Source organism: Nonomuraea sp. NPDC050643 (assembly GCF_040654715.1).
Taxonomy (GTDB): Bacteria; Actinomycetota; Actinomycetes; order Streptosporangiales; family Streptosporangiaceae; genus Nonomuraea.
Genome location: NZ_JBFAIM010000006.1, coordinates 24,532 through 35,239, shown reverse-complemented (window position 1 = coordinate 35,239; position 10,708 = coordinate 24,532). Strand labels below are relative to the sequence as shown.

10 protein-coding genes are annotated in these 10,708 nt (G+C 71.6%); 2 read left to right on the top strand and 8 right to left on the bottom strand.

Going from position 1 to position 10,708, the window contains the following annotated elements:
* Positions 1-24: 24 nt before the first annotated feature.
* Entirely contained in the window at positions 25-1,410 is a 1,386-nt protein-coding gene (locus tag AB0I15_RS09525; RefSeq protein WP_358092270.1) for a glycine--tRNA ligase, read from the bottom strand.
* A 95-nt stretch (positions 1,411-1,505) separates the two neighbouring features.
* A complete protein-coding gene (locus tag AB0I15_RS09520; RefSeq protein WP_358092268.1) occupies positions 1,506-1,793 on the bottom strand; it encodes an antibiotic biosynthesis monooxygenase in 288 nt (95 codons plus the stop codon).
* A gap of 59 nt (positions 1,794-1,852) precedes the next feature.
* On the opposite strand from AB0I15_RS09520, the gene AB0I15_RS09515 reads away from it, so the two are divergent.
* Positions 1,853-2,200, top strand: a complete 348-nt coding sequence (locus tag AB0I15_RS09515; protein WP_358092266.1) for a DUF6703 family protein — start codon at positions 1,853-1,855, stop codon at positions 2,198-2,200.
* Between the two features lie 57 nt (positions 2,201-2,257).
* On the opposite strand, the gene AB0I15_RS09510 is transcribed toward AB0I15_RS09515, so the two are convergent.
* The 6 genes from AB0I15_RS09510 to sucC are packed head-to-tail and all read right to left on the bottom strand — an operon-like array spanning position 2,258 to position 9,155.
* The gene (locus AB0I15_RS09510) at positions 2,258-3,787 is read right to left on the bottom strand and encodes an aldehyde dehydrogenase family protein (RefSeq protein ID WP_358092264.1); all 1,530 of its coding nucleotides are present in this window, start codon (positions 3,785-3,787) and stop codon (positions 2,258-2,260) included.
* A 10-nt stretch (positions 3,788-3,797) separates the two neighbouring features.
* Positions 3,798-5,519, bottom strand: coding sequence for a glyoxylate carboligase (gene gcl, locus AB0I15_RS09505; protein WP_358092262.1), 1,722 nt, complete (start codon positions 5,517-5,519; stop codon positions 3,798-3,800).
* The gene (locus AB0I15_RS09500) at positions 5,516-6,376 is read right to left on the bottom strand and encodes an NAD(P)-dependent oxidoreductase (RefSeq protein WP_358092260.1); all 861 of its coding nucleotides are present in this window, start codon (positions 6,374-6,376) and stop codon (positions 5,516-5,518) included. Before AB0I15_RS09500 ends, gcl begins: the two co-directional genes overlap by 4 nt.
* Positions 6,373-7,137: a TIM barrel protein gene (locus AB0I15_RS09495; RefSeq protein WP_358092258.1), complete on the bottom strand. Its 765-nt coding sequence runs from the start codon at positions 7,135-7,137 to the stop codon at positions 6,373-6,375. Before AB0I15_RS09495 ends, AB0I15_RS09500 begins: the two co-directional genes overlap by 4 nt.
* Positions 7,134-8,024, bottom strand: coding sequence for a succinate--CoA ligase subunit alpha (sucD, locus tag AB0I15_RS09490; RefSeq protein ID WP_358092256.1), 891 nt, complete (start codon positions 8,022-8,024; stop codon positions 7,134-7,136). Before sucD ends, AB0I15_RS09495 begins: the two co-directional genes overlap by 4 nt.
* Positions 8,025-9,155: an ADP-forming succinate--CoA ligase subunit beta gene (gene sucC / locus AB0I15_RS09485; protein WP_358092254.1), complete on the bottom strand. Its 1,131-nt coding sequence runs from the start codon at positions 9,153-9,155 to the stop codon at positions 8,025-8,027.
* 89 nt (positions 9,156-9,244) lie between these two features.
* On the opposite strand from sucC, the gene AB0I15_RS09480 reads away from it, so the two are divergent.
* A complete protein-coding gene (locus AB0I15_RS09480) occupies positions 9,245-10,651 on the top strand; it encodes a hypothetical protein (RefSeq protein WP_358092252.1) in 1,407 nt (468 codons plus the stop codon).
* Positions 10,652-10,708: the final 57 nt, after the last annotated feature.

Genomic DNA, 10,708 nt, shown 5'->3' with positions numbered 1-10,708 from the left:
GCCGGCGCGAACGCGGAACGGCGGTCAGTCGTTCAGGTGCTGGCGCAGGTAGGACTCGACGTTGTCGATGCCGATGCGCTCCTGGTTCATCGAGTCGCGCTCGCGGACCGTCACCGCCTGGTCCTCCAGCGTGTCGAAGTCGACCGTGATGCAGAACGGCGTGCCGATCTCGTCCTGGCGGCGGTAGCGGCGGCCGATCGCGCCCGCGTCGTCGAACTCCACGTTCCACCGGCGGCGGAGCGCCGCGGCCAGGTCGCGGGCCTTCGGCGACAGGTCGGTGTTGCGCGACAGCGGCAGCACGGCGGCCTTGACCGGGGCGAGCCGGTGGTCGAGCCGCATGACCGTGCGCTTCTCCATGACGCCCTTGGCGTTGGGCGCCTCGTCCTCGGTGTAGGCGTCGAGGAGGAACGTCAGCGTGGCCCGGTCGACACCGGCCGCCGGCTCGATGACGTAGGGGACGTAGCGCTCCCCGGTGTCCTGCTCGAAGAAGCTGAGGTCGGTGCCCGACGCCTTGGAGTGGGCGGTCAGGTCGAAGTCGGTGCGGTTGGCGACGCCCTCGAGCTCACCCCACTCCGAGCCGGTGAAGCCGAAGCGGTATTCGATGTCGACGGTGCGCTTGCTGTAGTGGGACAGCTTGTCCTTGGGGTGCTCGTAGAGCCGCAGGTTGTCCTTGGTGATGCCCAGGTCGGAATACCAGCGGAAGCGCTCGTCGATCCAGTATTGGTGCCATTCCTCGTCGGTGCCCGGCTTGACGAAGAACTCCATCTCCATCTGCTCGAACTCGCGGGTGCGGAAGATGAAGTTGCCCGGCGTGATCTCGTTGCGGAACGACTTGCCGATCTGGCCGATGCCGAACGGGATCTTCCGGCGCGCGGACTGCTGCACGTTGAGGTAGTTGATGAAGATGCCCTGCGCGGTCTCGGGGCGCAGCCAGGCCAGGCCCGACTCGTCTTCGACCGGGCCGAGGAAGGTCTTCAGCAGGCCGCTGAACTGCCGGGGCTCGGTGAAGGTGCCCTTGTTGCCGCAGTTGGGGCAGGTGATGTCGGCCAGGCCGCCCTCGGGCGTCTTGCCGTTCTTCTCCTCGTAGGCCTCGATCAGGTGATCGGCGCGGAAGCGCTTGTGGCAGGACAGGCACTCGGTGAGCGGGTCGGTGAAGGTCTCGACGTGGCCGCTGGCCCGCCAGACCTCGGGCGCCAGGATGACGGAGGAGTCGAGGCCCACCACGTCGTCGCGCGACTGGACCATCGACAGCCACCACTGCCGCTTGACGTTGTTCTTCAGCTCGACACCCAGTGGACCGTAGTCCCACGACGCGCGCAATCCGCCGTAGATCTCGCTCGACGGGTATACGAGCCCGCGGCGTTTGGCGAGGCTGACGATGGTGTCCATGACGTCGTTGCGTCGTGCCATTTTGGTTGATTCTCTTTCCGGCTGGAGGTCGGCGAGGGTAATTCGGTGAGATCCCAGCTTAGGGGACGGTCGCCCGCTCTCGCGCGCGAGTAATGTTACGCCCCGTCCCGCGTGTAGACGTCCTCGTACGCGCTGGGTTCGTTGACCATGAGAATCATCAGTGGATACATCACCATCCGCGCGGCGGAGAGCGCCCGTCGATAGAACCCGGCGCCCTCCCATTCCGTGATCAATGCCCAGAGATTGGGCTCATCTACCGAGCGGGCCAATCTGCCGCGCTGGTAGCCGGGCTGCTCCGCGAACGTGTCGAGGATCGTGTGGCCCTGCTTGACGAAGTCTTGGGACTGGGACTCTGGGACGGTGTATCGGATCACGGCGAGCACTCGACCAGCCTAGAGGCGCTCACCGCCGCCGTTGCCCGAACTCCCGTAGGCTCTGTGCCGTGGCCCCTGACAACAAGCGCCGCCCGCTGCCCCAGGGCGAGCAGTTCTTCACGCCCGGCGCGACCGGCCTGCGCAAGGCCGTCGAGCAGCGCAGCGCGGTGCCGATGACGTTCCTGTTCACCCAGGTGCCCCGGTGGCTGACGCCTGTCGTGCTGGTGATCCTGCTGCTGGCGGGGTTCGCCGTGACCAATCCGCTCGGCGGCGTGGCCGTGCTGCCGGTGCTCGCGTTCATCGGCTGGCTGGCCTATCTGTCGTGGCCGTCGCTGGGCTACGGCGGGAAGTTGATGCGGGTCGCCATGCTGACCTTTCTCGTCCTGCTGGCGGCGACCCGCTTCGGGGCCTTTTAGAGCCTCGGGCCAGGGTTTCGGGCCAGGGCTCCGGGGCCTTCCAGGGGCGGTGCGCGGCTAGGGACGCAGCGTGTAGCTGGGGAAGTTGCCCGGCAGGCGGTCGCCGTCCTGGCCGGTGGTGGCGGCGCGGACGAGCAGGTCGCCGCCGACGAACGCCCCGCGCCACGACGCGCCGAGCCCGCCGAACAACTCCTCGCGGTCGCCGCGCGAGCGCGGCCTGTTGTGGCCCACCTTGAACGCCCGCACCTCGGGCGCCAGCCGGTGGAAGGTCTCCTCCTCGTCGCAGGACAGGGTGGCGACCAGGGCGCCGTTGCTGGCGTTCATGGCGGCCAGCAGCTCCGCCTCGGTGTCCACCAGCACGATCGTGTCCACCGGCCCGAACGGCTCGGCGTGGTGGAGCGGTGAGGAGGGCGGCGGGTTGAGCAGGGCGGTCGGAGCAAAGTATGCGGAAATATCCTGCCCCGGCAGGAAATGTCCGTCGTCGAGGGACGCCCGGTGGATCGGCACACCGCCCCGCCCGATCGCCTCGTCCACCTGGTCGGCCAGTTCCTTGGCCTTCGAGGCGTTGATCAGCGGCCCGAAGTCCAGCTCCGGCAGCGGGTCGTCCGGATCGGCGACCGCGAGCGGGTGACCGTACCGCAGCGACCCCACGGCCTCCAGGTACGCCCCCAGGAACTCGTGGAACAGCGACCGCTGCACCACGAACCGGGGATAGGCGGTGCACCGCTGTTTGCCGTAGTCGAAGGACGCGCGGATCTGCCGGGTGAGCTGGTCCCAGTCGCCGTACCCCCACACGCCCCAGCAGTTGAGCCCCTCCTGCTCCAGCACGTGCCGGCGCCCGAGGTCGGCCAGCGAGGTCACCACCTTGGCGCCCGCGTCCCGGCCGCCCACGAACGACACGCACCCCAGCGAGCGGCTCGCCACCAGCACCGGTGACAGCTCCGCCCCTCCCCCGCTGACCAGCGTGAACGGCAGCCCTTCCCGGACGGCCAGCGCGCAGGCGAGGGTGAGGCAGCACAGCCCGCCGTCGGTGGGGGTCTTGGCGATCACCGCGTTGCCGGCCAGCGCCTGCACGAGCATGGCGTGCATGAGCACGCTCATCGGGTAGTTCCAGCTCGCGATGTTGCTGACCGGGCCGGGCAGCGGGGTCCGCCCGTCCACCATGCGGTCGATCTCGCCGAGATACCAGCGCACGCCGTCCAGGCACCGGTCCACGTCGGCGCGGGCGGTCTTCCACGGCTTGCCGATCTCCCAGACCAGCAGCAGGGCCAGCAGGTCGCGGTGCTCGGCCATGGACTCCACGGCCGCGGAGACCATGGCCTTGCGCTCGGCGAGCGGCAGGTAGCGCCAGCGCCGGTGCTCCTCGGCGGCGCCCGCCACCGCCCGTCCGGCGCCCGCCCGGTCGAGCCGGGGCGGTCCGGCGATGGCGGTGCCGTCGACCGGTGAGAAACCGGGCACGGGGCGCCCGTCGCGGTGCCAGATGCCGCCCCAGTGGTTCAGCACCCGGTCGTCGTGAAAGGCCTCGGGCGCCGCCGTACAGCACTGCTGGTAGGCGTCCCGCCAGGACGTACCCGGCTTGAGCTGCATGCGCTCCTCCTCAGTCCGACCAGTCCGCGGTGATGAGCTCGGGCAGCGGCTCGAACTCCTTGATCGCCTCGAGCGAGGGCCCCATGGCGGCGTTCGCCTCGCGTTCCACCATCACCTCCACGAGCACCGGCAGCCGCTCGCGCGCCGCCTCGGCCGATGCCCAGGCCAGCGCGTCGCGCAGGTCGCCCGGCAGCTCCACGCGGCGCGCCGGGCAGCCGAACGCCTCCATGGCCTTGACATGGTCGATACCGCCCTCCCCGTAGTGCAGGTCCACGGCGTAGTTCATGCCGTACGGGAGCTCCGCCTGCCTGATGAGGCCGAGATACTCGTTGTTGATCATGACGATGACGAACGGCACCCGGTACTGGGCCGCCACCGCCACCTCCTCCATCAGGAACTGGAAGGAGTAGTCGCCGACCACCGCCACGACCTGCCGCTCGGGATGGGCGAGCTTGACCCCCATCGCGGCGGGCACCTCCCAGCCCAGCGGCCCGGCCTGCCCGCAGACCAGGTAGCGGCGCGGCAGGTACGTCGTCTGGAACTGCCCCGACCAGATCTGGTACAGCCCGATGGCGGTGACGAACGTGGTGTCCCTGCCGAAATACTCGTTGATCTCCTTGAACACCCTGGGCGGCTTGATCGGCACGTCGTCGAAGTCGTCGCGGCGCCCCATCGTGCTGCGTAGCTCGCCGACCTTGCGCACCCATTTGCCCGGCTCACGGGGGCCGCCACGGCGGCGCGCCTCGTCGCGCAGCTCCGCCAGCACCGGCCGGGCGTGCCCGACGATGCCGAGGTCGGGCTCGAAGACGCGGCCGAGCTGCGTCGGCTCGATGTCCACGTGCACGAACTTGCGCCCGCGCCGGTAGACGTCGAGGTCGCCGGTGTGCCGGTCGCCGAACCTGGCCCCCACGGCCAGGACGAGGTCACTGGCCAGGAACGCGGCGTTGCCCCACCGCGTCTGGGTCTGGATGCCGGCCATCCCAGCGAACAGCGGGTGGTCCTCGGGGAAGGCGCCCTTGCCCATGAGCGTCACCTGGACGGGCACCTGGAGGTGCTCGGCCAGCGCGCGCAGCTCGTCCCACGCCTCGCCGACGATCACGCCGCCGCCGGCCAGGATGATCGGCCGCCTGGCCTCCTCCAGCAGGTCCATGGCCGCGCGCACCGCCTTGGGCAGCGGCTTCGGCTGCTCGACGGGCAGCGGCTCGTCCAGGTCCCGGTCGTACAGGCAGGAGCCGCGCTGGACGTCGACCGGCAGGTCGATGAGCACGGGGCCGGGCCGTCCCGAGCGGGCGATCCGGAACGCCTCCCTGAACACCCAGGGCGCCTGGGCGGGCTCCTTGAGCTGGACCGCCCACTTCGTCACCGGCCGGGCGATCTCCACGATGTCGACCGCCTGGAACGCCTCCTGGTGCAGCTTGGAGGTCACGGCCTGCCCGGTCACGCAGATCATGGGGATCGAGTCGGCCAGCGCGGTGTAGAGGCCGGTGATCATGTTCGTGCCGGCGGGGCCGGAGGTGCCGATGCAGACGCCGACGTTCCCGGTCACCCTGGCCCAGCCGTCGGCGGCGTGGGTGCCGCCCTCCTCGTGGCGGACGGTGATGTGCCGGATCGAGCTGTGCTGCAGCGCCGCGTACAGCGGCAGGATGGCCGCGCCGGGGATGCCGAAGACCGTGTCCACGCCCTCCGACTCCAGCACCGCCACCACGGCCTCCATGCACGGGATGCGCTTCATGCGTTGAGCCTTTCGATCACCTTGAGCAGGGCGGAGTGGTCGAGCGAGCCGTGGCCCTGGGCCCTGGCGGCGGCCACGAGCTGGGCGACCTGGCCGGTGAGCGGCAGGCTGACCCCGGCCTCGCGGGCGGCCGCGACGGCGATGCCCATGTCCTTGTGGTGCAGGTCGATGCGGAAGCCGGGGGCGAACTCGCGCTTGACCATGGTGTGCCGCTTGAGCTCCAGGATCCGGGAGCCGGCCAGCCCGCCGGCGAGCACGTCGAGCCCGGCGCCCGGGTCCACGCCGGACGCCTCGAGCAGCACGATCGCCTCCGAGACGAGGCCATAGATGCCGCCGACGACGAGCTGGTTGGCGGCCTTCACCGTCTGCCCGGCGCCGGCCGGGCCGACGTGCACGACGGTCGTCCCGAGGCACCCCAGAACGGGCCCGGCCGCCTCGACGTCCGCGGCGGCCCCGCCCACCATGATCGACAGGGTGCCGTCGACGGCGCCGCGCTCGCCGCCGCTGACGGGGGCGTCGAGCGCCCGTACGCCCACCGCCGCCGCCTTCTGGGCGACCCAGCGCGAGGTCTCGGGCTTGATCGTGCTCATGTCGATGTAGAGCAGGTTCGGCCTGCCGTACTCGACGATCAGTGGCGCGACCTCCTCCACCTGCGGCGAGTCGGGCAGCATCGTCACCACGGCGTCGGCCCCGGCGATCGCCGCGACGACGCCCGAGGCGCCCTTGCCGCCCAGCCCGACGAGCTGCTCGATGCGCGCCTCGCTCACGTCATATCCAGTAACGACATGTCCGGCCTTGAGGAGATTGGCCGCCATCGGGCTGCCCATGATCCCCAAGCCGACGAACCCGATGTTCATGTCTGCCTCCAGTCGAACGCGCCCGGCCCCTCGTGCCGGTACTCCAGGCCGACGTAACCGGCGTAGCCCACGGCCTCCAGCCGCGCGAAGATCTCCGCGTACGGCATGCGCCCGCTGCCCGGCCGCCCTCTTCCCGGGTCGTCGGCGATCTGCACGTGGCCGAACCTGGCCGCGTGCCGGTCGATGAGCGCGAGCACGTTCTCGCCCATCCGGTGCAGGTGGTAGAGGTCGGCCAGGAAGGCCACGTTCTCCCTGCCCACCTGGTCGATCAGCTCGAACGCCGTCCCCGCCGACGTGATCGGATAGTGCGGGTTCTCGTGGGAGTTGAGCGCCTCGACGACCACGGTCGCGCCGATGCCGGCCGCCGCGTCGGCCGCCCTGCGCAGGTTGGCCACCGCCAGGTCCCGGTCGGTGCCGGGGCCGTTGCCGTACAGGGCGTTGAGGACCCCGCAGCCCAGCTCCCCCGCGAGCTGGACCGCGACGTCGATGTTGGCCTGGAAGCGGGCCGAGCCGTCCGGCCTGGCCAGCAGGCCGCGCTCGCCCGCCGCCATGTCCCCGGCGTCGAAGTTCAGCCCGGCGAGCCGGACGCCGGCGTCCTCGATGGCCTGCCGCAGCGCCGAGAGCTCGCCGCCGCCGGGGTCGGGCGAGGCGAACGGCCACCACAGCTCGACCGCGTCGAACCCGGCCTTGGCCGCCGCGGCCGGGCGCTCCAGCAGCGGCAGGTCGGTGAAGAGGATGGACAGGTTGACGTCGAACCTCACGACGGCACCCCCTCCCGGGCCAGGACCGACCGCATGAGGCGGGCCGTCTCCGACGGGGTGCGCCCGACCCTGACGCCGACCGCCTCCAGGGCCTCCTTCTTGGCCTGGGCGGTGCCGGACGAGCCGGACACGATCGCGCCCGCGTGCCCCATGGTCTTGCCCTCCGGCGCGGTGAACCCGGCCACGTAGGCGACCACGGGCTTGGTGACGTTCGCGGCGATGAAGGCGGCGGCACGCTCCTCGGCGTCGCCGCCGATCTCGCCGATCATGACGATGGCGTCGGTCCCCGGGTCCTGCTGGAACGCCTGGAGACAGTCGATGTGCGTGGTGCCGATCACGGGGTCGCCGCCGATGCCGACGGCGGTGGAGAAGCCGAGGTCGCGCAGCTCGTACATGAGCTGGTAGGTCAGCGTCCCCGACTTCGACACCAGCCCGATGCGGCCGGCGGCGGTGATGTCGGCGGGGATGATCCCGGCCGAGGACTGCCCGGGGCTGATCAGGCCGGGGCAGTTCGGCCCGATGATCCTGGTACGCCCGGCGGCCAGGGCACGGAAGCGTACGGCGTCGTGCACCGGCACGCCCTCGGTGATGACCACGCAGAGCGGCACCCCGGCCTCGACGGCCTCCTCCACGGCCGGGCCGGTGAACCGCGGCGGCACGAAGATCACCGAGACGTCGGCCCCGGTCTCCGAGACCGCCTCGGCGACCGAGCCGAACACCGGCACCGTGCGCTCGCCGAAGTCCACCGAGCGCCCGCCCTTGCCGGGCGTCACCCCGGCGACGACGTCGGTGCCCGCGGCCAGCATGCGGGCCGTGTGCCGGGTGCCCTCCGCGCCCGTCATGCCCTGAACGAGTACCCGGCTGCCCTTGGTCAGAAAGATCGCCATTTACACACCTGCCGCGAGTCTGGCCGCCATCTCGGCGGCGCCGTCCATGGTGGAGACCTGGCGGACCGCCGGGTGCCGGGCGTCACTGAGGATGCGCCGGCCCACCTCGGCGTTGTTGCCGTCCAGCCGTACGACGATGGGCGTGCCGTGGCCGCGCTCGCCGAGAAGTTCGAGGGCGGTGACGATGCCGTTCGCCACCGCGTCACAGGCCGTGATGCCGCCGAAGACGTTGACCAGCACCGAGCGCACGTCGGGGTCGGCCAGGATGATCTCCAGCCCGTTGGCCATCACCTGGGCGGAGGCGCCGCCGCCGATGTCGAGGAAATTGGCCGGGGCGGCGCCGGCCCCGGCCACCACGTCGAGCGTGCTCATGACCAGCCCCGCGCCGTTGCCGATCACGCCGACCTTGCCGTCCAGTTTGACGTAGTTCAACCCCTTGGCCCTGGCCCGGTCCTCCAAGCCGTCCGACAGTTCCCCGTACTCCCAGGAGTGCCGGAAGCTGGAGTTGTCGTCCAGGGTGACCTTGCCGTCGAGCGCCACGATCCGCTGGTCGGTGGTGCAGATCAGCGGGTTCACCTCGACGAGCAGGGCGTCCTCGGCGACCAGCACCTTCCACAGCCGCTCCAGCACCTCGGCCGCCTGCTCGGGCAGGCCCGCCTTGGCCGCCAGGAGCCGGGCGGTGTCGGCGTCCACGCCCGCCACCGGGTCGATCGTCAACCTCACCAGGGCCTCGGGGTTCGTGGCGGCCAGCTCCTCGATCTCCATGCCGCCCTGTCCCGACACCATCGCCAGGAAGCCGCCCTCGGCCCGGTCCACCAGGAAGGCCGCGTAGTACTCCTCGAACGGCACGGTCGCGGCCTCCACCAGCACGCTGCGCGCGATGTGCCCCTTGATGTCCATCCCGAGGACGCGATCGGCCTCCGACTCGGCCGCGACCGGCCCAGCCGCCGGTCTGATCCCGCCCGCCTTGCCCCGTCCGCCGGTCTTCACCTGGGCCTTGATGACCACGGGCGCGTTCAGCTCGGCCGCGATGGTGCGGGCCTGTGCTGGAGTGGTCGCGACCCCGCCTGCCGGTACGGGGATCCCGTGACGCCCGAAGAGCTCCTTCGCCTGGTACTCGTACAGGTCCATTCGAGCCTCCTTTGTAGACGGTATACCGTATGGAGTATCCTTCGTCTAGGGTCTCGACAGCGGTCTGTCTTCTGGATATTCCATACAGTATGGAGAATGCAATCAGAGACTGGCGGGGACGTTCCTACCTCCCCGGGCCCGTCCCCGCCGACCGCACCCGGATGTTCTGGCTGGCCCTGGCGGCCATGGCCGCGATCAGCCCGCTCCAGTACGGCTACGCCGCCCTGCTGGCCCGGGAGCCGGCCGGCCTGACGCTCCTGGCCGTGTGGATCGCCTGCCAGGCCGCGGGCGCCCTGCCCGCCCTCCACCTCGTCCGCCGCCGGCGCCTGGGCGTCCGCCTCTGCCTGGCCGCCGGAGCCGCGCTGAGCGGCCTCGGCCTGGCCACAGCGGCACTCACCGGGCCCGCACTCACCGAGCCCGCGCTCACCGGCACCGCCTTCGCCGGCACAGCGCTCACCGCAGCCCCGCTCACCGGCTCCGCGCTCACCGGGCCGGCCGCCTTCTCCTTCCTCGGTGACGGCTTGGGTGTGGCCGCCTTCGTGGGTTACGCGCTGCTCGGCGGGCTCGGGGCGGGCCTGGTCTACGGGGTGTGCGGCGAGGTCGTCTCCTCCTGGTACCCGGAGCGCCCCGCCGCCCGGGTCGGCCTGATCACCGGCGCCTTCGGGTACGGCGCCGTGCCCCTGCTGGTGTGGACCGGGATCGCCCCCGGCGCCACGCCCGCCGCCTTCCTGGTCGCCGCCGCCGTCGCGGTGGCCGTCATCGGAGCGGCGGCCCGGCACCTGCGACTGCCTCCGGCACTGTGGTGGCCCGACACCGTGGACCCGCGTACGCACGCCCTCGACGCGGCCCGGCTGCGCACCGCCCCCGAGGCGGCCAAGCAGTTCCCGCTGGCCCAGGCGCTGCGCACCCGTACGCTTCCGGCCCTGGCGCTGATCCTGACGTGCGCGGGGGCCGTGTCGGTGTTCGACGTGATCGTGGTGGCCGGGACGGGCTCGTGGGGCGCGCTGGCGCTGCTGGTGACGCTCAACGGCGCCAGCCGCTCGGTGGCCATGCGCGCCGCGGAGCTGTTCGGCCGCCGCCGGACCCTGGCCGCCGTACTCGGCGCCCTGGCCGTCGGCCAGGTCCTCCTCGCCGTCGGCACGACCTCCACCACCGGAGCGAGCGCGGGCGCGGCGGGAGCCGCTGTTGCGGACGTGGTGGCGGGCGGGCCGTTGCTGTGGCTCGGGGCCGTGGCGGCCGGGCTGGGCGGGGGCGCTTTCTATCCCCTGCTCGCCAGCCTCGTACGCGAGTTCTTCGGCGCCGAGGGAGCCGGCGAGATCCACGCGGTCATCTACAGCGCCAAGGCCCTGGCCGGAGTGGCCGCCGTGGCCCTGGCCCTGCTCGCCCTGACGGCACCCGCGACGGCGCTCCTGGCCGCGGCCGCCCTGGCGGCGCTGCCCGCCCTCGCCACGCCCCGCCTGCGCATCCCCGGCCTGCCCGCCACCATTCCCCTGTGATGAGACTCACGACCGCGGACAACCCCCGGACGGTATGCTGTAGGCAGTCGACTAAAA